Source organism: Pseudorhodoplanes sinuspersici, from assembly GCF_002119765.1.
Taxonomy (GTDB): domain Bacteria; phylum Pseudomonadota; class Alphaproteobacteria; order Rhizobiales; family Xanthobacteraceae; genus Pseudorhodoplanes; species Pseudorhodoplanes sinuspersici.
Genome location: NZ_CP021112.1, coordinates 552,501 through 575,754, shown reverse-complemented (window position 1 = coordinate 575,754; position 23,254 = coordinate 552,501). Strand labels below are relative to the sequence as shown.

Below are 23,254 nucleotides of genomic sequence, written 5' to 3'. Positions count from 1 at the left end.
TTTCGCGCTCGGGCCTCGCAATATGCGGCTCCCGCCTGAGTCATTTGATTGAGCCCAATGCCGAAAGCCGTTGCCGGACCTGAAATCGAACGCCTGATCCAGCTTCTGGCCAAGCTGCCGGGCCTTGGGCCACGCTCGGCGCGGCGCGCGGCGTTGCATCTGATCAAGAAGCGCGAGCAATTGATGACGCCGCTGACCGAGGCGCTGGGCACCGCCCGCGACCGCATCACGGTCTGCGGCATTTGCGGCAATATCGATTCACAAAATCCCTGCACGGTCTGCACCGATCCCAAGCGCGACTCATCGGTGATTGTGGTGGTGGCCGATGTCGCCGATCTCTGGGCGCTGGAACGCGCCAATGCGGTGAATGCGCGCTATCACGTGCTCGGTGGGACGCTGTCGCCGCTCGACGGCATCGGGCCGCAGGATCTGAGCATCGATGCGCTAGTGTCGCGCGCGCATGAGCCGGCGGTGAAGGAAGTGATCCTGGCGCTCAATGCGACGGTCGATGGCCAGACCACGGCGCATTACATCACCGATCTTCTGCATAATGCCAACGTAACAGTAACGCGGCTGGCGCATGGTGTGCCGGTTGGCGGCGAGCTCGACTATCTGGATGAAGGTACGTTGTCGGCGGCGATCCGGCAGAGGACGCCGATCTGAGCGGATTTGAAAGGAACGGATCATGACGGTCGTTCGCGAGCCTCTTCTCAATCCCGTTCCCATCGCCAGCCTCAAGCCGACGCAGATGACGGTTGGATTTCGCGAAGTTGAAGAAAAACAGCAGCACTGGCGTGCGCAGGGCGGCGGCAAGAAATCCAAGTTTCTCGGCCAGCACATGATTCCGGTGATCTTCGGACCCAAGGATCGCTATTACGTCATCGATCATCATCACCTGGCACGTGCACTGCAACGCGAAGGCGTCAAGGACATCCTGGTCGAGGTCGTTAAAGATTTACGAATGCTCAAGGGCGATGCGTTCTGGACCTTCCTCGATCATCACGGCTGGGTTTACCCCTACGATGCGCAGGGACGCCGCCGCCCCTATGCGGACATACCAGGCGGAATATCCAGCTTGGCGGACGATCCCTACCGCAGTCTCGCCGGCGAATTGCGACGCGCCGGCGGCTATGCGAAGGATACGACGCCGTTCAGCGAGTTTCTCTGGGCCGATTTTCTGCGGCCACGCATCAAGCGCAGCGCGATCGAGAAGGATTTCGAAGCGGCGGCGGAGAAGGCACTGGCTTTGGCGAAGAGCACGGACGCCAATTTCCTGCCGGGCTGGTGCGGGCCGGTTACGGGTTAGTGGACGATGAGCCGACGACAAGCTTTGCGAAATCACCCAAATGGGTTTCCCGAACAAGCGTTGGACCCCGCCCCGAGACTTCGGATTTGCTTTGAGCCGTATTTTGATAAGCTCGGGGCGGAGCGCCGGCTGTAGAAGCCGGACATGAAGTCAAAGCAAAAACGGAACGCTTGGTTCCACCATCCATTTCACGAATGGTGCTGAAGCCTAATCGGCAAACCAAGCCGCGCCGGGAACAGGTCAGATGCCACGCGTACCGATGCGTTGCTGCCGTGGCTAGAAACCGGCAAAATCACCACGTCCATCATCCCTGTTGCGGCCGGTTGACACCCGGCGCTTGTTTTTCAACGCGTTGACGATGCGATCGTTTCAGGCGCTGGCGCTTTCGTCATTGGTGCGTTCGGGCTGCCAGGGAAAGCGTCCCTCGACCTCGACCTGAAGGCTCAGGCTGAGCACCGTTCGGATGGCGACAATGCCCGCCAGGATGGCGATACTGGTGAGCGTCGGTGTGACCGCAACGGTGCGAATGATGTCCGCGGCGACCAGCACTTCCAGTCCGAGCAGGATGGCCCGGCCGATATCCTGCCGCAAGCGGCGGAAGGCATCGATCTCCGCTTTTCCAAAAAGCGCGGAGAAATAACGGCTGGTCGCAATCAGGAGACCGAATGTAATCAGTGCGACGCCAGCGCCATCGAGCGCGGCGCCGACATTTTCAATCCATTCTGTGAACATTGAGACAGCCCCGTTCTCTTTGTCGTGCCAATGGTCGGTTACGCGTCCTTCTTCTTCTCCAGTGTCTTGAAATGCCCCCTGGCCTGCAGCCATGCCAGCAGGATCAGGCTCGGGATCGCAACCAGAGAAGAAATCACAAAGAACATGAACCAGCCGGTCGCTTCGGCGACGAAGCCGCCACCGGACGACAGCGTGGTGCGGCCGACGGCGGCGAGGGCTGTCAGCAACGCAAACTGCGTCGCGGTGTGCAGGCGCACGCCGCACAAAGCGGAGAGATAGGCCACGAAGATCACCGTGCCGATGGCGCCGCAGAAATTCTCGATGATGATCGTCACGGTGAGCGCCGGCACATTCGGGCCGATCAGCGCCAGTGCCGCAAAGGTGAGATTGGAGAGAAGCTGCAAAATGCCGCCGACCCACAGGCTCGTAGAGAGCGGCAAGGCGCGCGCAACGGCACCGCCGGCAAAACCGCCGACCAAGGCGGCGGCGAGCCCCACGCCTTTGACGATCGCCGCGTAGGTCGCCTTGTCGAAACCGATATCGATGACGAACGGCCCGGTCAGCACGCCGGCGAAGGCATCGCAAAACTTGTACAGCACGACGAACAGCAGCACGACGATGGCCATGTCGCGCGTCAGGAATTCCTGAAAGGCGCCGAAGGCGGTCAGGGCCACGCGGCTGATCGGATCGCGCGACTTGTCGACAACGTCGATGGGCGCGGACGGTTCGGTCGCCATCAGGGTTGCGAACAGGCCAACACCCATTAACGCTGCCGCCGCGATATAGCCCCACCGCCACGCGGCATCGGCGGTAACGCCGATATGTGCGAGCCAGGCCGCCAGCGCCAGCACGCCGGCACCGGAGGCCAGCATGCCGATGCGATAGGCGGCGACATAGCCGGCCATGCCGGCCGCCTGCTCGCTGGTCTCAAGGCTTTCGACGCGGAAGGCATCGATGACGATATCCTGCGTCGCCGATGCAATGGCCACCAGCACCGCGCCCAGCGCGACCGGCCACAACGCGGCACTCGGATTCTGAAAGGCCAGGAACAGGATCGCGGCGGCCAGCAGCAATTGCGAGAAGACCAGCCAGCCGCGCCGCCGCCCGAGCGCCTTCGACAGGATCGGCACATCGAGCGCATCGACCAGCGGCGCCCAGAGAAACTTGATGGTGTAGGGCAGGCCGACCAGCGCATAGAGACCGATGGTGCGCAGGTTCACCCCGCTCTCGGTCATCCAGATCGCCAGCGTGGTGCCGGACAAGGCGAGCGGAAGCCCCGACGAAAAGCCGAGCAGGATGACGATCAACACCCGCGGCTTCAGATAAACCGCAAGTGCGTCGGACCAGGTGGTTTTCGCGGAGGATTCAAGAGTCGTCATGCGGAACTCAGATTCGCCACAGTGGATGCTAGCCGTCATGCTCGCGCTTGTCATCGCAAGCCGGATTTAAACAACTTGCGCCTTATTACGGCCGTCCCCTCGGCCAAGCCGAGGGATGTTGGATCCACGTCTTTTGATTCATATTGAAGAGAAGAAAGACGTGGATGCGCGGGCATAGGCGTCAACGACGCCGTCCTCGACGGCTTAAGCCCGGCCATGACAGCAATTCTGTGGCGACCTATTCCCCCGCGATCCGGCGGGCGCCGATCGGCGCCGGGATCACCACGGCGCTGGCATCGTCGTCGTCACCATCGAATTCCACTTCGCGGATGCGCGCGCCGCGCTTCTCCATCTTGTCGGCGGAGATGAGGATCTGCCGGATATCCTCATTGGCCTGGCCGAAGTGGTTGTCGAGCTTGTTGACGCGGTCACGCAGGCGGCGCAGGTCGTCCATCAGATTGCCGACCTCGGCGTGAATCTTGTCGGCGGCTTCGCGCATCTTGGCGTCGCGATGGATCTGCTGGATCACCTGGATCGCCAGCATCAGCAGCGAGGGCGACACGATCACCACCTTGGAGCGGAAGGCCCGCTGGATCAAATCGTCGAACTGGTCGTGCAACTCGGCATAGACGGATTCCGACGGCACGAACATCAGCGCCAGATCCTGCGTTTCGCCGGGCAGCAGGTATTTGCCGGCGATATCGGCAATGTGTTTCGACACATGCTGACGCAGCAGCTTGCCGGCGAGGTTGCGTTCGTCGTCGGACTTCGAGTCACGGAACGCGGTCACCGCCTCAAGCGGAAACTTGGCATCGATGATCAGCGGGCGCTGGTCGGGAAAGTGGATGACGCAGTCCGGGCGGGTGCTGTTCGACAGCGTGAACTGGAATTCGTAGGTGCCCTTCGGCAGCCCATCCTCGATGATCATCTCCATGCGGCCCTGGCCGAAGGCGCCGCGCTGCTGCTTGTTCGACAGCACGCTTTGCAGCGAGGTGACCTGCGAGGCGAGGGCCGTGATATTTTGCTGCGCCGAATCGATCACCGCGAGCCGTTCGTTCAGCCGCGCGAGATTGTCGGTGGTCTGCTGTGTGGAGTGCTGCACCGACTGGCCGACACGATGGGTCACGGCGTCCAGCCGCTCGGAGAAAGATTTCTCGAATTGCGACTGCCGGTTGGCCAGCATGTCGCCCATGGCCCGGACGAGACCCGAGGTTTCCGCCTGCATGCGGCGAAGCTCGGCCATGCGGGCTTCGCTCTGCATCCGCGCTTCGTTCTGTTCGGTTTCGATTCGCTCCGCTTCTGCGGCCTGCAACAGGCGGCGTCGCCGCCGCGCCATCAGCACCACCGCGACGCCGATGACGGCCGCCAGAACGAGCGCGAAGGCCGCCGCGACGATGGCGACAACCAGCAGGGGATCGACGCCGGTCAGGCGGTCCCGGATCAGGGCGAAGGTGTCCATCCGGCCCTTTTAGCACGATTCGGAAGCGCCATAGAACAAAAAGAGAACATTTGTCCAGGGATTTCTTCCCTTTCCCCGCCCTCTACGGGGAGCGGGAAGGAACCTCTGGGAGAGAGGGAAGAGCCGCAAAACCAAATTGACCGCGCGCCGCGCAATCCTTACATCGCGCGCATGGCACTCCGCGACATCATCGTTATTCCTGACAAGCGCCTGCGTCTGGTCTCCAAGCCGGTCGAGAAGGTGGATGCGGCTATCCGCAAACTCGCCGACGACATGTTCGAGACCATGTATGAGGCACCCGGCATCGGCCTCGCCGCGATCCAGATCGCCGAGCCGCTGCGCCTCGTCACCATGGACCTTGCCGGCAAGGAAGAAGAGAAGAGGCCGGCCGTCTTCATCAATCCGGAGATCCTGTGGTCGTCGGAGGAGATGAACGTGCACGAGGAAGGCTGCCTCTCGATCCCGGAATATTACGAGGAGGTCGAGCGGCCGGCGAAGATCAAGGTCCGCTATCTCGATCTCGACGGGAAGCTGCACGAAGTCGACGCCGACGGCATGCTGGCGACCTGCCTGCAGCATGAGATCGACCATCTGAACGGCGTGTTGTTCATCGACCATATCTCGAAGCTGAAGCGCGACCGCGTCATCAAGAAATACACCAAGATCGCGAAACAGGCGGCGGAGTAATGCCGCTCCGCCTGATCTTCATGGGCACGCCGGACTTTGCGGTGCCGACGCTGGTGGAGATCGTCGGCGCCGGGCATGAGGTGGTTGCCGTCTATACGCGCGAGCCAAAGCCGGCCGGCCGCGGCATGGAGCTGCAGGATACGCCGGTGGCGCGCGAGGCCAAGCGCTTCGGCCTGCCGGTGCTGACGCCGAAGACATTGCGGACGCAAGAGGCGCAGGCGCAGTTCCGCGCCTTCGATGCCGATGCTGCGGTGGTCGTCGCCTATGGGCTGATCCTGCCGGCGGCGATTCTCGAGGCGGTGCCGCTCGGCTGTTTCAATCTGCATGCGTCTCTGTTGCCGCGCTGGCGTGGTGCTGCGCCGATCAACCGCGCGGTGATGGCAGGCGATGCGGAGAGCGGCGTCACCGTCATGAAGATGGACGAGGGCCTCGACACCGGCGGCATGGCGATGATGGAGCGCATGCCGATCGATGCCGACATGACCGCCGGCGCTCTGCACGATCGTCTGGCCAGTATCGGCAGCGATCTGATGCATCGTGCGCTCGGCGCACTGGAGCGCGGCACGCTGCAAGTCGTGCCGCAACCGGACGCGGGCGTGACCTACGCCGAAAAGCTGAACAAGGGCGAAACGCGGATCGACTGGAGCAAACCGGCGCAGGAGGTGCACAACCACATCCGCGGGCTGTCACCCTTTCCCGGCGCGTGGTTTGAGTTGCCGGGCGAGAAGGCGCCGGTGCGGGTGAAGGTGTTGCGCTCGACACGCGTCTCCGGCAGTGGCGCGCCAGGCACGTTGCTCGATGACAATCTCACCATCGCCTGCGGCGACGGCGCCATCCGCATTCTGGAATTGCAACGCGCCGGCAAGCAGCCAATGAAGGCGGATGAATTCCTGCGCGGCAACAAGCTCGCGCCCGGCGCCGTGCTCCGATAGCTTTCTTTATCGCCGCGAAGACAACGCGGTTCACATATGGCTGCGTTCGGCCATGCGTTTGTTGAAACTCTCGGCGGGATGCCCGGCCCAATGATGCCGCCGGCCTTCGACGACATCTTCCAAATCGCTCGCGTTCACGCTGACGAGATCGGAATGACCAAAGCCTTTCGAATAATCCAGAATCGACACGATCTCCGGTGTGAAGCGCATCAACGGAACGGCCGCCGGGTCGGGCTGCGGCATGATCTTGTATTCGGGATAACGCTGCAGCAGCAGGGTATAGGCATGATCGATTTCACCACGCGCTTCGACCCATTCGGCGCGTGCGGCCATCGACAGGCCCTTGATCTGCAACGGCTGGCGGACGTCGTTGGCGATCGCGATCGACACACGCGGGTCGCGCATGAGATTGGCGAATTTCTGGCTGTCGCGGGCGATGAAACAGTAGATGACCAGGCCGTCATTCGCGTAGCCGACGATCGTCGCCTGCGGCCATCCGTCGGGCCGGTTGGTTGCCACGCTCATGATACGATGCTGATCCAGCAACGCGATAATCTGGCGCTTGAATGCGGCTTTCATCGGAACGCTCCTTGACTATAGCTTCATCTTCGTCTGTCTGCGTCTTTCGCCCTTGAGGTAGATCAATCGTGCCGCGTCATCGTTTGCTGATCGAATATAAGGATAGTCCTTGTCGTGGCTGGCAATACCAGGTCGATCCATGACGATTCTCGTAAGAACCGAAACGCCGGACGATCACGACGCCATTCGTTCGGTCAACAAGGCCGCCTTCGGCGTATCCGTCGAGGCCGATCTCGTTGATCGTTTGCGCGCCGATGGGGATCTGCTTCTTTCGCTTGTCGCGGAAGGTGAGAACGGGATTGTCGGTTATTGCGGATTTTCCCGGCTGATAATTGACGCGAATGACAAGCATGCAAATGGGGTGTCGCTCGGGCCTGTGGCCGTGCTGCCGCGGGAGCAGAAGCACGGTGTCGGACAAAAGATGGTTCGCGAAGGGGTCGCGCGACTGAAAGCTATGGGCGAGACTTTGATCATTGTCCTTGGCGAGCCGGCTTATTATTCGCGCTTCGGATTCGATGTTGCTGCGGCCTCAGCCTTTCGCACACCCTATGACGGACCGTATCTGCAAGCGCTGCGTCTGTCGGACGACGCGCCGGCCGGCGGCGATGTGCGGTATGCTGCCGCCTTTGCGGGCTTGTGACGGATGCCACGCTACAAATTCCTCATCGAATATGACGGCCGGCCCTATCGCGGCTGGCAATATCAGGCCGATGCGCCGACCATTCAGGGCGCACTCGAAGACGCGATCGCACAATTCGACGGCCAGCGCGTCACGATCCAGGGCGCGGGACGCACCGACGCCGGTGTGCATGCGCTGGGTCAGGTCGCGCATGCGGACCTGCGCAGCGAACATGATGGCGGGACGGTGCGCGATGCGCTGAATTTCTATCTGCGGCCGCAGCCGATCGCGATCCTTGCCGCTGAACGTGTTGGCGACGATTTCAATGCGCGGTTCTCGGCCAACGCGCGACATTATCTCTATCGCATCGTCAACCGGCGGCCGGATCTGGCGCTCGATGCCGGCCGCTCATGGCGCGTCGGTCGTCCGCTCGATATCGAGGCGATGCGCGAGGCGGCGAAGCGGCTCATTGGCAAGCATGATTTCACGACATTTCGCTCGACCGAATGTCAGTCGAAGTCGCCGCTGAAGACGCTGGATCAACTCGATATCGAAACCGATGGCTGGAATGTGAACGTGCTCGTTTCCGCACGGTCGTTCCTGCACAATCAGGTGCGCTCGATGGTCGGATCGCTAGTGCATGTCGGCGAAGGCAAATGGAGTGCGGACGACATCACCCGCATTCTGCAGGCACGCGATCGGACGAAATGCGGACAAGTGGCTCCGGCAGAGGGCCTGTATCTGGTGAAAGTGGACTATTGACAGCGTGTTGTCAAAATGACAATATGTTGTCGTGATGAAGCCGAGCCCAGCGCAACTGACCGACCTCATTCTGGAAATCTTCCGGACTAACGGGCGCTTGCTCGCGGCTGGCGACGACCTTGTTGCCGATCTTGGCCTCACCAGCGCGCGCTGGCAGGTGCTTGGTGCGATCGCGCTGGCGCCGGAGCGATTGCCGGTGGCGCAGATCGCGCGCGATATGGGGCTGACGCGGCAGGCCGTGCAACGCATTGCCAACGATCTCGAGGCGGCAGGCTTGCTGCGTTTCGAGGAGAATCCGCGGCATCAACGCGCACAACTGGTGCTGCTGACGCCGGCCGGACGAAAGGCTTTCGATGCGGCCATGGCGCGCCAGCTTCCCTGGGCAAAGAATCTCGGCGCTACGCTGAAAGCCGATGAGGTCGAGACCGCACTGACCGTGTTGCGGACGATCCGCGAGCGGGCAACCGTCGAAGTCGCACTGAAACCGGTCAGACAACGAACCAAGTCAGGAGTGTAGTCATGCTGCAACGCCTTGCCACATTCACCTGCGCGGCTGCATTTGCTGCGATCGCGATCTACATCAGCATCGTCGAGCAGCCTTCGCGATTGCTGATGGATGATCGCTCCCAATTGCTGCAATGGGCATCGAGTTACCCGCCGGCCATGAAGATCCAGGGCGGACTTGCGATCCTGGCGGGATTATCAGCGATCTGGATCTGGTTCCGGTCGCGCAACGCGCTGTGGCTGATTGGCGCGCTTCTGATCCTGGCCAACTGGCCGTACACTTTGCTGATGCTCAATCCGATCAATCATGCATTGATGACGATGGCTTCATCGGCGAGCGTAGAGACAAGCCGCGCGCTGGTCGAGCAATGGGGCTGGCTGCATGCAGTACGGAGTCTGCTCGGTGTTATCGCAGCCGGGTTGTTTGCGGTTGCACTTGTGCGTGATGTGAAGACACAGCCCGGCGCCGCTATTGCGGCGACGTGACGCGTACTCAGCCCGTATTGCGCAGCCCGGCCGCGATGCCGTTGATGGAAATGAGGATGCCCCGCCGGGTTCGCTCGTCCTGGGCGCCCTGCCGCCAGCGGCGGATGAGGTCCACCTGCAGGTGGTTCAATGGCGCGATGTAGGGAAACCGGTGCCGGATCGAGCCCGCGAGCGTCGGATTGTCGGCAAGCCGCTCCTGCACGCCGGTGATACTGTTGAGGGCTGTGACGGTCCGCGTCCATTCTGTCTCCAGCGTTGTGAAGATCCGCCGCGCGAGCGCGTGGTCGCTCGACAGATCCGCATAACGTTTCGCCAGCGCCATGTCGGTCTTGGCCAGAACCATGTCCATATTGGAGAGCAGGGCGCGAAAGAATGGCCAGTCGCGATACATGCGTTGCAGCAACGCCATGCGCTGTTGCGGCGCGTCTGCAAGGAAGGTTTCGACGCCCGAGCCGAAGCCGAACCAGCCCGGCAGATTGACCCGCGCCTGGCCCCACGAAAAACTCCACGGTATTGCGCGGAGGTCCTCGACGCGTCGGGTCGCCCGGCGTGAGGCGGGACGCGAGCCGATATTGAGCTGGGCGATTTCGGCAATCGGTGTGACGCTGAAGAAATAGTCGACGAAGCCCGGAGTCTCGTAAACGAGCGCGCGATAGGCCGCCATGCTCGCTTCCGAAATCCGTTCGGCGGCGGTGGTGAAATCCTCCGGCGCGGACTGACGGGTCTCCAACAAGGTCGCTTCGAGCGTCGCCGCCACCAGCGCCTCGAGATTGTGCCGGCCGATATCCGGATTGGCGTATTTCGATGCGATGACTTCGCCCTGCTCGGTGAGTCTGATCTGGCCATTCACCGTTCCCGGCGGCTGCGCAAGGATGGCCTGATAGCTCGGGCCGCCGCCGCGGCCCACCGTTCCACCGCGTCCGTGAAACAACCTGAGCGTAATCCCGTCGCATTTGGAAAAGAAAGCAGCAAGCGCGGTGGAGGCGCGATAAAGCTCCCAATTGCTGGTGAAGAAGCCGCCATCCTTGTTGCTGTCCGAATAGCCGAGCATGATCTCCTGCTGTCCGCCCGCGTTGCGGATCAGGTCGTGGATGCCGGGCAGCGCGAAGAAGTCCCGCATGATCGCCGCGGATTTGTGCAGGTCGGGGATTGTCTCGAACAGCGGAACGACAAGAAGCGAGACGGAAGCGTCGGCATCCCCAAGAACACCGCGCATCAGCGCAGATTCTTTCTGCAACAGAAGCACTTCGAGAAGATCGCTGACCGCCTCGGTGTGGCTGATGATGTAGTGGCGGACGCTGTCGGGCCCGAGCAGCGCACGCAACTCACGCGCCGTGCGGAACACGGCGAGTTCGCTTTCGGTGCGATCCGAATAGGGCGTGCCGGGGATGCGCAGCGGACGCGGGTCACGCAAAAGCTGAAGCAGCAGCGTTTGCTTCTCTGCTTCGTTGAGGCTGGCATAATCGGGCACGACACGCGCGGTGCGGAGCATCTCGGCCAACGTTTCCTCGTGCCGGTCCGAATTCTGCCGAAGGTCGACGGTCGCGAGATGGAAGCCGAAGACTTCCACCGCGCGCCGCAACGGCGCAAGCCGCAACGGCACCAGCGCCTCGCCGTGATGGGATCGGAGAGACGCCTCGACCACGGCGAGATCAGCCTGCATCTCGACCGCGCTTTCGTAGGGCATGGCACGCGTGACGGCATGCCGTAACGCAGCCGTGCCGGTCAGCTTCTCAAGTGTTGCAGCAAGGCGCGCATAGACGCCAATCAAAGCGCGGCGATACGGCAGATCATCGCGATGGGGATTGGTATCGCCGGAGCGGTCGGCCAGGGCTGTCAGTTCGTCTGTGCAGCCGACAAGGAGGCGGGACATGGACAGGTCCGCTCCCAGTTCGTGCACTTCATTCAGATAGTGCCGCAGCACCGTCTCGCATTGCTGGCGGAACGCCTCCTTCAGTGTTTCAGCATCCACATTGGGGTTGCCGTCGCGATCGCCACCGATCCAGGACCCCATGCGGAAGAATGGCGCAATGCGCGTTCCTGCGAAGCGCTCTTCAAGCTCGGCATAGAGGCGGGGAATCTCGCGAAGAAACGTGGTGTGGTAATAGCTCAGCACATTCTTGATTTCGTCGCGGACGGTCAGGCTGGAAAAGCGCAGCAGCCGCGTTTGCCACATCTGCACCACGCGGGCCTTCAACTGCGCCTCATTGTCGTCTCGCTCGCGTCCACGCAGGTGATCCCGCACAGCCAACAGCTTTGCGACTGAACTCTCTGCATCCAGCAACGTCTTGCGCCGGGCCTCGGTCGGGTGAGCGGTGAGCACCGGCGAAACCATGCCGCGCTGCAGGGCCTGCGCGACTGCGGCGGACGAGACACCGGCCGACTTCAGCAGCCCGCAGGTGAATGCGAGGTCGCCGGGCTGGTCGTCCGTATCCCGCCGGCGAATCTGGTGACGATCCTCGGCGATATTGGCGAGATGCGAGAAATAGCTGAAGGCGCGCGCCACCAGAATGGCTTCCTCGGTGGTCAGGGCGCGTAGGACGGCGTCCAGCTTGCGGCCGGCCTCAACATCGGCGTTGCGCTCATACGCAACACTGAGACGGCGGATATTCTCGATCCGCTCGAAAACCCTTTCGCCCTCCTGCTCGCGAATGGTTGCGCCGAGGAGCTGTCCGAGCAGCCGAATGTCCTCGATCAGAGGCGCATCAGCCGAAGAATCGCCCTTCGGGGCCGAGGTCTTGAGCGTGCCTGTCATTGCCGGTTCCGATCATTGGGCGCCATCGCCTGTTGGACGTGGTGCGGCTCGGGATCAATACCGGTCGAGACTAGAGCACGATGCCGAAAAGTGCGAAGCGGTTTTCGGACGACATCGTGCTCTAACATATCGAGTACGATCGATGCTGTTTGTCTCGGCCATCGACGTTGCTCCGTATGGCCTATCAATTGATCGTGCGCTTCAATTAAGCAGCACACTTTCCGCGTGATCCTTGCTTCGGCGTGTACAGCGTTCGCAAGCCGCTAACAGCGGCTCAGCCGAAATAGCGATCCAGAATCTTCCGGTAGATCGCCGTCAGCGCGACGAGTTCGTTGACCGGCACGCGCTCATCGATCGCGTGCATCGTCTGGCCGACAAGGCCGAATTCGACGACCGAGCAGTAATTCTTGATGAAACGGGCGTCGGACGTGCCGCCGGTGGTCGAGAGGATCGGCTGGCGGCCGGTGATCTCGGTCACAGCATTGGCAACGACATCAGTGAAGGGACCGGGCTCGACCACGAACACGTCGGCGTTCGAGGGCTCCCATTCGAAAGAAAACCGGATCTTGCCGCCGCCGGCCGCAAGCGCGCGTTTCTCCAGCAGCGTCTTCAGCGATTCCTGATTGTGCAGATCGTTGAAGCGGATGTTGAAGCGGGCGCGGGCTTCGCCGGGAATGAGATTGACGGTCTTGTTGCCGACATCGATCGAGGTGAATTCGAGGTTCGAGGCATCGAACAGCTTGCTGCCGTGGTCGAGCGGCTCGGCCTTCAACGCGGCGATCAGTGCAACGAGGCCGGTGACCGGGTTGTCGGCGCGTTCGGGATAGGCGACGTGCCCTTGTTTGCCGTGAACGATCAGCGTGCCGTTCAGCGAGCCGCGCCGGCCGATCTTGATGGTGTCGCCGAGCGCATCGCGATTGCTCGGCTCACCGAGAATGCAGTGATCGAATGTCTCGCCATGCTTGTGCGCCCAGTCGAGCAGCTTCGGCGTGCCATTGATCGCGACACTCTCCTCATCGCCGGTGATCAGGAACGAGATCGAGCCCTTTGGCTTGCCGCCTTTTGCTGCGAGATAATCGAGTGCGGCCGCAACAGCGGCAGCGATGCCGCCCTTCATGTCGACCGCGCCACGCCCGTAAAGAACGCCGTCGTCAATTTCGCCAGCGAAAGGCGGATGCGTCCAGGCCGCTTCATTGCCGGGCGGAACGACATCGGTGTGCCCGGCGAACATCAAATGCGGCGAGCCGGTGCCAATCCGCGCATAGAAATTCTCCACATCCGGCGTGCCGGGTTCGGAGAAGGTCATGCGATGCGTCGTAAAGCCTGCGGCCTTCAGTGTCTTCTCAAGGAAGACCAGCGCGCCGCCCTCGGCCGGTGTGACCGATGGGCAGCGCAGAAGATCGCGGGCGATGGCGACGGGATCGGCGGACATTTTCAGTCTCGCAGCAGCTCGTTGATCGAAGTCTTGGAGCGGGTCTTTTCATCGACGCGCTTCACGATCACCGCGCAATAAAGGTTCGGGCCGGGCTGGCCGTTCGGCAGTGGCTTGCCGGGCATCGTGCCCGACACCACGACAGAGTAGGGCGGCACTTCGCCGCGGAACATCTCGCCGGTCGAGCGATCGATGATGGTGGTTGAGGCACCGAGATAGACACCCATCGACAGCACCGAGCCTTCGCGCACCACGACGCCTTCGGCAACTTCAGCGCGCGCACCGATGAAGCAATTGTCCTCGATGATCACCGGACCCGCCTGCAGCGGCTCCAGCACGCCGCCGATGCCGGCGCCGCCGGAGATGTGGCAGTTCTTGCCAATCTGCGCGCAGGATCCGACCGTTGCCCATGTATCCACCATGGTGCCGGAATCGACATAGGCGCCGAGATTGACGAATGACGGCATCAGCACGACGCCGGGAGCAATGAATGCGGATCTGCGGACGACGCAATTGGGCACGGCGCGGAAACCGGCGCTCTTGAATTTGTCGGCGGTCCAGCCCTCGAATTTGGAGGGGACTTTGTCCCACCACACGGACTCGCCGGGGCCGCCCTGGATGACGCTCATGTCGTTGAGCCGGAACGATAGCAGCACGGCTTTCTTCAGCCACTGGTTGACTTGCCACTGTCCGTCCGCTTGGCGTTCGGCGACGCGGGCCGCACCCGAATCAAGGAGGCCCAGCGCCTGCTCGACGGCCTCGCGTACCAGGCCGGTCGTGGCGGCGGTAACGGTGTCGCGCTTGTCGAAAGCCTCGTCGATAGTCTTGGCGAGTTGATCGTGCGGCATGCAATCCCCCGGAAAATGAGCGCGGCAGGTGTGGCGCGACCAATTGGCCCCTGTCAATGCCGCGATTTCGATTTGGGACGGCACGCAAATTGCTGGACACTGCGCGCCGCCGCGTCGGTGCAGGGTTGCCGGGTGGCGCGGCGATAAACAGAGGTAAGGACTGATGAAAGTTTGCTCACGTTTGTTACGTGCTGCTGCCGTGGCGATGACCTTGTCTGTTCCGCTGGCGACACAGGCGCCGGCCCAGGATTGGCCGAACAGGGCCGTCACGCTGGTCATTCCGTTCGCGGCGGGCAGTGCCTCCGACGTTGTCGGGCGCATCTTCGCGGCGCGGCTCTCGGAAGTACTCGGCCAGCAGGTGGTGATCGAGAATGTCGGCGGTGCCGGCGGGACGATCGGCGTTGCCCGCGTCTCCAAGGCCGATCCGGACGGCTATCAGTTCGTCATGGGTGGCATCGACACCTTTGCGATGAGCAAGGCGCTGTACAAGAAGCTGCCATACGACCCGGTGGCCGATTTCATGCCGGTGGCGCTCGTGGCCGAGCAGCCGATCATTCTCATGGTTCGCAAGGATCTGCCGGCGAAGACCTTCAAGGACTTCCTGGCCTATGCCAAAGCCAACCCCGGCAAGTTGCAATACGGCTCGGCCGGTGTCGGCTCGGCGTCGCATCTGGGCTGCGCGCAGCTGAATGCGGCGGCGGGAATCGACGCCGTGCATGTGCCCTATCGCGGTTCGGCGCCGGCGATGCAGGATGCCATCGCGGGCCGCATTGATTACATCTGTGCGCTCGGCGCCGCGGCCATTCCGCAGATGGACAACAAGTCGCTCAATCCCCTCGCATCGCTGACCAAGGTCCGCTCGCCGCTGGCGCCAGATGTGCCGACGGCAATCGAGGAGGGGATCAGCAATTTCGAAGCGCCGTTCTGGAGCGGCTTCTTCGTGCCGAAGGGGACACCGCAAGCGGTGATCGACAAACTGCAAAAGGCCACGGTGACGATGATCGAGACGCCGGTCCTGCCCGATCGCCTCAAGAAGGTCGGCTCGGCCTTCGTTCCTGTCGCCCAGGCGAACCCGGCCTATCTCAAGAAATTTCTCGATAGCGAAATCGACAAATGGGGCGCGACCATCAAGGCGAGCGGTGTCAGCCTCGATTGATGCATGAGCACGGGTGCCTGCGCGACATCTAATGTTAGCGCAGGCATCGTTTCAGAAACGCGACGAGATCGTCGGTCACATGATCGACATGCGGATCGTCCCGCCCTTCCATTTCCCAATCCTCGCGCAACACTTCGCGCGTTCCCTCCGGCACAACCAGAACGGTGGTGATGCCGAGCGCGTGCGGCACCGCCAGATTGCGCGACAGATCCTCGAACATCGCCGATTTTGTCGGATCAACGCCGTGGCGATCGAGAAAACGATCATAGGTCTTTGCTGACGGCTTGGGTTCGAGCTCGGCGGCGACGATGTCGAACACATCCTCGAAATGCGAATGGATCTGGAGCCGGCGCATCACCGCGTCGGCATGCTTGCGCGTGCCGTTGGTGAGGATGAGTTTTCGGCCGGGCAGCTTCTCGATCGCATCGCCGAGCGCCGGGTTTGGTTCGAGCGGCGAATGGTCGATCTCGTGCACGACTTCGAGAAAGTCGTCCGGCTGCATCCCGTGTTCGGTCATTAGTCCGCGCATCGAGGTGCCGTAACGGCGGTAATAGTCCTTCTGCAGTTTGAAGGCTTCATCGTGCGCGATGTTGAGATAATTGGCGATGTAGTCGCGGATCCGCATGTCGACCTGATGCCAGAGATTCAGGTGGTGCGGGTAGAGCGTGTTGTCGAGGTCGAAGATCCAGGTATCGACATGGGAGAAGGTTTTCACCCCGCCGCCGGTCTTCGGACGACCCGAATTTGCGTTGTCTTGATTGGTGGTCATTGCGGCTTCTGTAACGGAGCCGCCGGTTTAATTCCAGTCGCGTCTGTGGGCTTGAGTTCCCGCGGAGTTACTGCAAGCCCCAATTCGGCAGGGTTGGATCGAACCGCTTCACCATCGTCGCGCTGACGATATGATCGTCGAATTCCTTGGTCGCGTCGTTCGAGTTGTTGCGCAGGAAGCGGTAGTCGAGCCGCAGATCGGCTTCTTTCCAGAAGAAACCAGGAAGAAGCGCCGTCGCTCCCGGGATGATCAATGTGTCCTTGCGGTCGGCGCCGGTCGCGACCACAACGTCGTGCCGATAGTCGCGGCGGCTCACCGTCAGGCTTGCCCCGAGCGTCAGCCATTGCGTTGCCGTCTTGTAGACTTCGAGGCGGCCGCCCCATTCGGTGTAAGCGCCCGGCTGGATTTCCGTGACAAGCGCATTCACAACGGCGCCGGAAATATTGCTCCACAACACGTAAGGCGACAGGATCGCGACACTGCCGTCGCCCAGCACGTCCGGTTTAGCCAAGCGCAGGCGTGCTTCGTAGTACCAGCCGTGTTGCGAGGGGAAATAATCGTCGTAGGACCGATAGGCGGCGCGAAGACGCAAGGCCGAATACAAGCCGTCGTTCGTGCCTTCGAAGGTGAGGGCGCCCGATCCTTCGCCGTAATAAAAACGATCGTTGAAATAGGAGGCCGCAGCGCCAAGCTGCGGATTGACGCTGAGGCCGGGCAACAGATCGAAGATCGGTCCGCTTTCGCCGCCGGCATAACCGTAATTCAGATCGCCGTAACGGCCGTTGATCTGGCCGGCGACGATGCCATTGGTGCGCCAGCGCTGGCCATTGACGTTGCGTTCGTCGCGCAAGGCAAGCGAGCCTTGCGTGAACCAGTCGCCTTTGCCGCCCGGCAGATAATACATCGGGTTGGATTCATAGCCGGTCCCGAGCTCGGCGGTGACCAGCGTAAACGACGGCTGCATCGCGCGGCGCACGCGCATCAGGCCGACCTTGCCTTCGAAATTATCCGGGTCGTTGACGAGAATGCGTTCATAAGCGGCCAGCGCCCAGCGCATTTTGCCGCTGTCTTCGGCAAGCCTCGCGAAACGAAGATTCAGCTCGGTATTGGCCGGCTCGCGCAGAATGCGCGCATACAGCGCGTCCAGTTCGTCAGCGCGAAGTCCAGACCCGCTTGAGACAATAAAAAACGTGGCCAGAAGCCACGCCAAACCCCGCTTCACGCTCACGTCATTCCGCCCCAACTGCCACGCAATTCCGGGTCGCCAATTGCGGCCTTCGTCTAGCGCAATCCACGCAGGTCGGCTATGCAGAAAAAAGTGAGTGGAAAGTGAACCCCTGGCCGTGGTTCTTCGACCACACTCTGGAGGATCTCTCCGGTAAAACAGTAGCGAATATTTATGCGCAAATCCCTTTTTTCGCCGATCTCCGCCATTGTTGCCCTGTCCTGCCTGTGGCTTGGGGCCGCGCCTGCATTCAGCGTCGATTCCAAGATCGGAGTGGCATCGGCGGTCAAAAACCAGGTTCAGGGACGCGGCGCGCGCGCGCTGGCGGTGGGCAGCGAGGTCTATGCCAATGAGCGCATCAAGACCGGCGATGCCTCGACGGCGCAGCTTCTGTTTCTCGACAAGACGGTTCTCAGCCTCGGGCCGAAAGCCGAGTTGATGCTCGACAAGTTTGTCTACGATCCGAATAAGGGCGCTGGGCGGGTGGCGGTGAATGCGGTGCAAGGCTCGTTCCGCTTTGTCACCGGTGCTCAGAACCCGAACAATTATTCGATCAAAACGCCGGTTGCGACACTCGGCATCCGCGGCACCGTCATCGACCTGCTTGTGCAGAATGGACAGTCCGTCGTTCTGCTGGTCGAGGGCGCGGTGAGCATCCGCACGACCAGCGGGCGGACTTATCAGCTCACCAAGCCTGGCACGGCGTTCGTCATCAGCGCCAATGGCCAGGTGAAAGGGCCCGTGCCTTATGACGGCACCATCATCAACGTCGCGGCCGGCCTGACTTTCCCGCTCTACGGCTGGTCATTCTCTGGCGATCCGCAGGACAATCGCGTGCCATTCGACAAGATGCAGGCGATCGACCAGATCAACGCGATCAATGGCCGCGCTTACATCCCGCCGCACAATCCCAATCCAAATCCCGGTTCCTGTACCAACAGCTTCTGTAACTGAGGCCAGCCGCCTGACGGTGCGCTACACCTGAGTGACGGTGTCGCCAGGCGCGATCGTGCCGCCGTCGATCACCTGCGCGTAGATCCCGCAATCCATATGCCCGAAGGCCTGCATCAGCGTCTTCGGGATTTCCATATCGCGAATGCCGGTGCACGGTTCGACATTGGTCGCCGCGCAACGGACGATACGCTTGACCACCTTCAGGCGTGCGTCGCCAATGGCGAGCGTCCGGTCGAGCAGATCGAATTCGTGCCAGGCTGGCCAGCCCTCGACCAGGAGGTTGCCGCGGAAGCGCAGCGGATCGACCGGTGCGCCGACCGTATTTTCAACCGCTGCGACCGACGCTGTGTTGATGATCGACACGACCTTGGCGGCGACATCCGAGAAGCTGTGGCCGTCGCTCTGCAGAACCTTTGGCGGTCCTCGCAATTCGTCGGCGCTGTAGCGGGCAAAGAAATTCTCGATCGCGGCACGTCCTTCCGGTGTCCGCAGGTCGCCGGTTGCAACCTCGCTGCCGTTGAGGCGGACGGTCAGCACATGCGTTGCATGATCGAAACGGGTGTCGAGGGCGGCGAGACGCTCGTTCCGCATCAACATCAGAAAGCGCTGTTTCGGAAAATACTGGGGCGCTGCCGGATCGAACCCGGAAGGACCATTTTCAATCGCATACATCCGGTCGGCCGGCAGCGTCAGGCCGGGCATCAGGGTGACGGCCGGCATGGGCTCGGGCGACAGGCCCTTCACCGGATAACGATAGATTGCTGAAATTCGAGCGGTCATGGCCTCGACTTGTTAACGGGCCATCGGTTGAGATGCCAATGGAAACAGCCCACGGATGGAAGGGAAATTTATCCTGCCCCTCTTTCCGGCTGAAGGGTGGTTTCTTACATCGGAACTTGCGGATGCCCGGCCGGGGTCCGCCGGTAGCGTTCTGGCGTCGCGGTCTTGAAAAATTTCGAAGACTTTTGCGCCAGGACAACACCCCGATGCTCCGCAGGTGCCTCCTAGAGGGCCGCGGATCAGGCCGAAAGGGAGCGACTATGGATTTTGAAAAATACACCGAGCGTGTGCGCGGCTTCATTCAGTCTGCGCATTCTTTGGCCCTTCGGGAGGGCCACCCTCAATTCACCCCCGAACATCTCTTAAAAGTTCTGCTGGATGACCCGGAAGGGCTGTGCGCCGGTCTGATCGACCGGTCGGGCGGCAACGCCAAGCAGGCGCTGACCGCGGTCGAAGCTGCGTTGAACAAGTTGCCGAAAGTATCCGGCGGCGGCGCCAGCCAGCCGCAGATGGCGCCGGCTCTGGCGCGCATATTCGACCAGGCGGAAAAGATCGCGCAGAAGGCGGGCGATTCCTATGTCACCGTCGAGCGCCTGCTGTTGGCCTTCGCCATGGATCGCGAAAGCGAGGGCGGGAAGATCCTGCAGAAGGCAGGCGTCACCGCCCAGAACCTGAATGCTGCGATCGAGGCGATCCGGAAAGGCCGCACGGCCGACACGCCGACTGCCGAGAACGCCTATGACGCATTAAAGAAATACGCCCGCGATCTGACCCAGGCGGCACGTGACGGCAAGCTCGATCCGGTCATTGGCCGCGACGAAGAAATCCGCCGCACCATCCAGGTGCTGTCGCGGCGGACCAAGAACAATCCGGTGCTGATCGGTGAGCCCGGCGTCGGCAAGACCGCGATTGTTGAAGGATTGGCGCTGCGCATCGTCAACGGCGACGTGCCCGATTCACTTGACGACAAGAAGCTGCTTGCGCTCGACATGGGCGCCTTGATCGCCGGTGCGAAATATCGCGGCGAGTTCGAGGAGCGGCTGAAAGCCGTGCTGACCGAGGTCACCGCCTCGGACGGCCAGATCATCCTGTTTATCGACGAGATGCACACGCTGGTCGGTGCCGGTAAAGCCGATGGGGCGATGGATGCCTCGAATCTGCTGAAGCCGGCACTTGCCCGCGGCGAACTGCATTGCGTCGGCGCCACCACGCTCGACGAGTATCGCAAGCATGTCGAGAAGGATGCGGCGCTGGCACGGCGTTTCCAGCCGGTTTTCGTCGAAGAACCGACCGTGCCGGACACGATCTCGATCCTGCGCGGACTGAAGGACAAATACGAGGCGCATCACAAGGTGAGGGTGGCCGACGCGGCTCTGGTTGCGGCTGCGACCTTGTCGAACCGCTACATCACCGACCGCTTCCTGCCTGACAAGGCGATCGATCTGGTCGATGAAGCAGCCGCGCGTCTGCGCATGCAGATCGATTCCAAGCCGGAAGAGCTCGACAATCTCGACCGCGAAATCGTGCGGCTGAAGATCGAGCAGGAAGCGCTGCGCAAGGAGACCGACGCCGGCTCGAAGGAGCGGCTGAAGCGGCTCGAGAAAGAACTGGCCGATCTGGAAGAGAAGGCCGACGCGCTGACGGCGAAGTGGAAGTCCGAAAAGGACAAGCTGAGCCAGACCGCCGACCTGCAGAAGGAACTCGACAAGCTGAAGAATGACCTCGCGGATGCAACGCGCCGCGGCGACTATCAGCGTGCGGGCGAATTGCAATACGACCGCATCCCGAAGGTGGAAAAGGCGCTGGCGGATGTCGAGGCGCAGAGTGCGGCCGGTGCTGTATTGGCCGAGGAGGCTGTGACGGCAAGCCATATCGCGCAGGTCGTGTCGCGCTGGACCGGCATTCCGGTCGATCGGATGATGGAAGGCGAGCGTGAGAAGCTGCTCAAGATGGAAGAGCAGATCACCAAGCGTGTCATCGGTCAGAAGGAAGCCGTGACGGCGGTTTCAACCGCGGTGCGCCGTGCCCGTGCCGGCCTGCAGGATCCGAACCGGCCGATCGGCTCGTTCATGTTCTTAGGCCCAACCGGCGTCGGCAAGACCGAGCTGACGAAAGCCCTCGCTGAATTCCTGTTCGATGACGAGCATGCACTCGTGCGCATCGACATGTCGGAATACATGGAGAAGCATTCGGTCGCCCGTCTGATCGGTGCGCCTCCCGGCTATGTCGGTTACGAGGAGGGCGGTGCGCTGACGGAAGCGGTGCGGCGCCGGCCTTATCAGGTGATCTTGTTCGACGAGATCGAGAAGGCGCATCCGGATGTGTTCAACGTCCTGTTGCAAGTGCTCGATGACGGACGGCTCACCGACGGACAAGGCCGTACGGTGGATTTCCGCAACACCTTGATCGTCATGACGTCGAATCTCGGCGCCGAATTCCTGGTCAACCAGAAGGAGGGCGAGGATTCGGATGCTGTGCGCGATCAGGTGATGGCGGTGGTGCGGTCGGCGTTCCGGCCGGAATTCCTCAATCGTGTCGACGAGATCCTGCTGTTCCACCGGCTGCGCCGCGAAGACATGAGCCGCATCGTCGATATCCAGTTGCAGCGCCTGCTCAAGCTTCTGGACGAACGCAAGATCACGATCACGCTCGAACCGGCAGCCCGCGAGTGGCTGGCGGACAAGGGCTACGATCCGGCCTATGGTGCACGCCCATTGAAACGCGTGATCCAGAAGTCATTGCAAGATCCACTGGCCGAACTGATCCTGTCCGGCAAGGTCAAGGATGGCGATCAGGTGAAGGTCTCGGCCGGCAAGAGCGGGCTGACCTTCAATGGCCAGGCTGTGAAGGAAGCGGCTTAAACCAGCGTCATTCCGGACGCGCACGCGCGATCGCGGGTTTAATCGAGATCGGAATGGATCATGATCCAAGTCGGCTGCGGTCGACTTGGATTGGCGCGATCCGGAATCCATTTTCACAAGTGGTGTGTCTTGATACCGAGTTTGCTTGCTTTGCAAGCGTCCCCCGAACCGCGTCGCTACCGCGTCGCTGCCGCGCTCTGAGCCACGCGGGAATTGGCTCTGGCCATCATGCTGTCGAGGCGGTCACGTTCGGTCTCGAACGCGGCCAGAAGCTGGTTCTGCAGTACGCGGCCGCGCGGCAAGCGGATACGCATGGGGTCGACGAAGCGGCCGTTGACCAGGATTTCGAAATGCAGATGCGCGCCGGTCGAAAGACCGGTCGATCCAACGAAGCCGATCACCTGGCCCTGCCGGACCTTCACGCCAGGCTCGATGCCACGGGCATAGGCGGTCATATGGCCATAAGCTGTTTCGTAGCCGTTATTGTGCTTCATGCGCACATACTTGCCGTAGCCGCCTTCCCAGCCGACCTTCTCGATAACGCCGTTGCCGGCGGCGAAAATTGGCGTGCCGTTCGGCGCAGACCAGTCCACACCGGTGTGCATCTTGGCGTAACCGAGGATCGGGTGGCGGCGGACTCCGAAGCTTGATCGCATGATCGCGTCGGTAGCAAGCGGCTTACGCACCAGGAATTTCTTGGCGCTCTTGCCGGTCTCGTCATAGTAATCGACGACATTGTCGTCAGGCGACTGGAAGCGATAGAATCTCTTCTGCTCGCCGGCGATGGTCAACGCCGCATACAAGACGTCGTTGCGGGTTTCACCGCCAGGCGTTTCATCTTCACCGGCATAGAACACATCGAACGAATCGCCCGGCTGCACCCGGCGCTGGAAGTCCACGTCATAGGAATAGACGCGGATCATTTCGTCGATGACCGCGCGCGGGACCTGGTTGCGCAATGCGGTCTCGTAAATGCTCTGATAGAGGCGGACGCCGGTGCCGTCGTCTTCTTCCTCTTCGCGCGCTTCC

The 23,254-nt window shown here is 61.7% G+C and carries 22 protein-coding genes (1 of these 22 running past the window's edge); 11 read left to right on the top strand and 11 right to left on the bottom strand.

The window, feature by feature from the left end:
• The first annotated feature begins 57 nt into the window (after positions 1-57).
• Together recR and CAK95_RS02865 are read left to right on the top strand one after the other, a co-directional pair.
• Positions 58-663, top strand: coding sequence for a recombination mediator RecR (recR, locus tag CAK95_RS02870; protein WP_086086454.1), 606 nt, complete (start codon positions 58-60; stop codon positions 661-663).
• 22 nt (positions 664-685) lie between these two features.
• Positions 686-1,306: a ParB-like protein gene (locus CAK95_RS02865; RefSeq protein ID WP_086086453.1), complete on the top strand. Its 621-nt coding sequence runs from the start codon at positions 686-688 to the stop codon at positions 1,304-1,306.
• A gap of 369 nt (positions 1,307-1,675) precedes the next feature.
• Here the strand turns inward: CAK95_RS02865 and CAK95_RS02860 are convergent, their stop codons facing one another.
• From CAK95_RS02860 to CAK95_RS02850, 3 genes are all read right to left on the bottom strand, one after another.
• Complete coding sequence (locus CAK95_RS02860) at positions 1,676-2,038, bottom strand: DUF1622 domain-containing protein (RefSeq protein ID WP_086086452.1); 363 nt, start codon at positions 2,036-2,038, stop codon at positions 1,676-1,678.
• A gap of 38 nt (positions 2,039-2,076) precedes the next feature.
• A complete protein-coding gene (locus tag CAK95_RS02855; protein ID WP_086086451.1) occupies positions 2,077-3,417 on the bottom strand; it encodes an AmpG family muropeptide MFS transporter in 1,341 nt (446 codons plus the stop codon).
• Positions 3,418-3,655: 238 nt separating this feature from the next.
• Entirely contained in the window at positions 3,656-4,876 is a 1,221-nt protein-coding gene (locus CAK95_RS02850) for a DNA recombination protein RmuC (protein WP_086086450.1), read from the bottom strand.
• Between the two features lie 171 nt (positions 4,877-5,047).
• Between CAK95_RS02850 and def the strand changes: the two genes are divergently transcribed.
• Positions 5,048-5,563 (top strand): peptide deformylase, encoded by a 516-nt coding sequence (def, locus tag CAK95_RS02845; protein ID WP_086086449.1) that lies wholly within the window; start codon positions 5,048-5,050, stop codon positions 5,561-5,563.
• Positions 5,563-6,495 (top strand): methionyl-tRNA formyltransferase, encoded by a 933-nt coding sequence (gene fmt / locus CAK95_RS02840; RefSeq protein ID WP_086086448.1) that lies wholly within the window; start codon positions 5,563-5,565, stop codon positions 6,493-6,495. Before def ends, fmt begins: the two co-directional genes overlap by 1 nt.
• Before the next feature lie 30 nt (positions 6,496-6,525).
• Here fmt and CAK95_RS02835 read toward each other — a convergent pair whose 3' ends face one another.
• Positions 6,526-7,074, bottom strand: a complete 549-nt coding sequence (locus CAK95_RS02835) for a pyridoxamine 5'-phosphate oxidase family protein (protein WP_086086447.1) — start codon at positions 7,072-7,074, stop codon at positions 6,526-6,528.
• A 139-nt stretch (positions 7,075-7,213) separates the two neighbouring features.
• Between CAK95_RS02835 and CAK95_RS02830 the strand changes: the two genes are divergently transcribed.
• From CAK95_RS02830 to CAK95_RS02815, 4 genes are read left to right on the top strand one after another with little or no spacing between them, the layout of a single operon-like run.
• Positions 7,214-7,714: a GNAT family N-acetyltransferase gene (locus CAK95_RS02830; RefSeq protein ID WP_086086446.1), complete on the top strand. Its 501-nt coding sequence runs from the start codon at positions 7,214-7,216 to the stop codon at positions 7,712-7,714.
• 3 nt (positions 7,715-7,717) lie between these two features.
• Complete coding sequence (truA, locus tag CAK95_RS02825; RefSeq protein ID WP_086086445.1) at positions 7,718-8,455, top strand: tRNA pseudouridine(38-40) synthase TruA; 738 nt, start codon at positions 7,718-7,720, stop codon at positions 8,453-8,455.
• A gap of 34 nt (positions 8,456-8,489) precedes the next feature.
• On the top strand, positions 8,490-8,972 hold the full coding sequence (locus CAK95_RS02820) for a MarR family winged helix-turn-helix transcriptional regulator (protein WP_086086444.1): 483 nt from the start codon (positions 8,490-8,492) through the stop codon (positions 8,970-8,972).
• 2 nt (positions 8,973-8,974) lie between these two features.
• The gene (locus tag CAK95_RS02815; RefSeq protein ID WP_086086443.1) at positions 8,975-9,445 is read left to right on the top strand and encodes an anthrone oxygenase family protein; all 471 of its coding nucleotides are present in this window, start codon (positions 8,975-8,977) and stop codon (positions 9,443-9,445) included.
• Positions 9,446-9,452: 7 nt separating this feature from the next.
• Here the strand turns inward: CAK95_RS02815 and ppc are convergent, their stop codons facing one another.
• The 3 genes from ppc to dapD all read right to left on the bottom strand — a co-directional run bounded on the left by ppc (position 9,453) and on the right by dapD (position 14,480).
• Positions 9,453-12,200 (bottom strand): phosphoenolpyruvate carboxylase, encoded by a 2,748-nt coding sequence (gene ppc, locus CAK95_RS02810; RefSeq protein WP_086086442.1) that lies wholly within the window; start codon positions 12,198-12,200, stop codon positions 9,453-9,455.
• A 274-nt stretch (positions 12,201-12,474) separates the two neighbouring features.
• Positions 12,475-13,632, bottom strand: coding sequence for a succinyl-diaminopimelate desuccinylase (gene dapE / locus CAK95_RS02805; protein ID WP_086086441.1), 1,158 nt, complete (start codon positions 13,630-13,632; stop codon positions 12,475-12,477).
• Positions 13,633-13,634: 2 nt separating this feature from the next.
• Entirely contained in the window at positions 13,635-14,480 is an 846-nt protein-coding gene (gene dapD, locus CAK95_RS02800; protein ID WP_086086440.1) for a 2,3,4,5-tetrahydropyridine-2,6-dicarboxylate N-succinyltransferase, read from the bottom strand.
• A gap of 163 nt (positions 14,481-14,643) precedes the next feature.
• Here dapD and CAK95_RS02795 point away from each other — a divergent pair, with 163 nt between their 5' ends.
• Positions 14,644-15,636, top strand: a complete 993-nt coding sequence (locus CAK95_RS02795) for a Bug family tripartite tricarboxylate transporter substrate binding protein (protein ID WP_086086439.1) — start codon at positions 14,644-14,646, stop codon at positions 15,634-15,636.
• Positions 15,637-15,670: 34 nt separating this feature from the next.
• Here CAK95_RS02795 and CAK95_RS02790 read toward each other — a convergent pair whose 3' ends face one another.
• Positions 15,671-16,405, bottom strand: coding sequence for a pyrimidine 5'-nucleotidase (locus tag CAK95_RS02790; RefSeq protein ID WP_086086438.1), 735 nt, complete (start codon positions 16,403-16,405; stop codon positions 15,671-15,673).
• 67 nt (positions 16,406-16,472) lie between these two features.
• A complete protein-coding gene (locus CAK95_RS02785; protein ID WP_086086437.1) occupies positions 16,473-17,633 on the bottom strand; it encodes a hypothetical protein in 1,161 nt (386 codons plus the stop codon).
• Positions 17,634-17,804: 171 nt separating this feature from the next.
• On the opposite strand from CAK95_RS02785, the gene CAK95_RS02780 reads away from it, so the two are divergent.
• The gene (locus CAK95_RS02780; protein ID WP_086086436.1) at positions 17,805-18,584 is read left to right on the top strand and encodes a FecR family protein; all 780 of its coding nucleotides are present in this window, start codon (positions 17,805-17,807) and stop codon (positions 18,582-18,584) included.
• Positions 18,585-18,605: 21 nt separating this feature from the next.
• Here CAK95_RS02780 and CAK95_RS02775 read toward each other — a convergent pair whose 3' ends face one another.
• The gene (locus CAK95_RS02775) at positions 18,606-19,364 is read right to left on the bottom strand and encodes an MOSC domain-containing protein (RefSeq protein WP_086086435.1); all 759 of its coding nucleotides are present in this window, start codon (positions 19,362-19,364) and stop codon (positions 18,606-18,608) included.
• A gap of 260 nt (positions 19,365-19,624) precedes the next feature.
• Between CAK95_RS02775 and clpB the strand changes: the two genes are divergently transcribed.
• Entirely contained in the window at positions 19,625-22,225 is a 2,601-nt protein-coding gene (clpB, locus tag CAK95_RS02770) for an ATP-dependent chaperone ClpB (RefSeq protein ID WP_086086434.1), read from the top strand.
• A gap of 176 nt (positions 22,226-22,401) precedes the next feature.
• Here clpB and CAK95_RS02765 read toward each other — a convergent pair whose 3' ends face one another.
• A protein-coding gene (locus CAK95_RS02765) for a M23 family metallopeptidase (protein WP_086086433.1) crosses the window boundary here: on the bottom strand, positions 22,402-23,254 show its end. 1,139 nt of this gene lie beyond the right edge of the window; 853 of the gene's 1,992 nt are visible here — the last part of the coding sequence; its start codon lies off the right edge, out of view; it ends in the stop codon at positions 22,402-22,404.